The organism is Rhodoferax sp. ZS1R8, from assembly GCF_056521325.1.
The window spans coordinates 1-1070 of sequence record NZ_JBWMBA010000181.1 but is presented as its reverse complement, the minus strand read 5'-3'; the positions used below and the strand labels follow the sequence as shown (position 1 = coordinate 1070).

Annotated in this window: 1 protein-coding gene; it reads left to right on the top strand. The window is 54.9% G+C overall.

Annotation, left to right across the window (positions count from 1 at the left end; translation table 11 throughout):
* A partial coding sequence (locus AC097P_RS24825; RefSeq protein WP_479613079.1) for a hypothetical protein occupies positions 1 to 1070 on the top strand: 1070 nt, incomplete at both ends.

Genomic DNA, 1070 nt, shown 5'->3' with positions numbered 1-1070 from the left:
AATCAACTTGGTCATTCAAGAGGCGGCACTGGGTAGCGCTGTGGTGCGTACAGACGGCGGGCTTGCGGTGCAAGATGCGGCGGGCTATCTCATGATGCTCGCACCCGGAGCTTTACCCGCTGGCACGTCTGCCAGCATTCAAAGTATTAACGTCAGCGAAGTGGGCATGGACCTGCCAGCTCCGGAAATACTCAATCCGCTTGCCGCTTTCCAATTGCACCTGGGTGCACAACGTTCCGCGCTTCCCATTCAAGTCGCGATCCCGTTGTCGGCCGCTGCGATGGCGAACCTGGCACCCAATACCCAAGTGCAGTTCTGGCGCAAGGGAACCATATCCGATGTGGATGGAAACACCCATAACACCTGGTGGCTAGTGGACAACGGCGTAATTGGCAGTGACGGTATCGCGCGAACTTCAAGCGAGCCATTCAGCGGCTTTGAGGAAGAAGCAACCTACCTGATAACCGAGTCACCGCAGGTCGACAACGCACCACAAGACATACCCGCAGGTCCATTGCAAGGCTGGTCTGTGGTGTGGTCCCAGATGTCAAATATGGCCTACAGCATCTTTAATGCTTCAGTCCAACTGGTCTCAAATGTAATGACCAGCATATTTGCAACCGACCCCCATCGACAGCAGCAAGTTGCCATGCGATACACGGCACACGGTGCATATAGGGCAGTCGTACCGCCCCAAGCCATTCAACGTGCGGCTATCACGACTGCGTTCCCTGGGCCTCGTTCTACTCCAGTGAACGAGCCAGTCATTAGCCATCTGACATTTGACCCCATTACCATGGAACTTGTGGTTGAGGGGCTCAACCTGCTTCCTCCTGGTCAATCCATAAACAACCTTCAGTTGCAGGTCATTTTGAGTCCACGCGGGTCCAAGACTGTCGGTGTAACGCAATCCGGAAAATCAGAGAGCGGCTTGATCCATCGCCGATTCACGCCGACATTGCTATCTGACGGTTCGCTCAAAATCACACTGCCGCCGGACGTTGCACTATCCCTACATAACGTGCAGATAGAACGCTCCCCAGTGATATCTGGAAGTTCTGCCGGGCAGG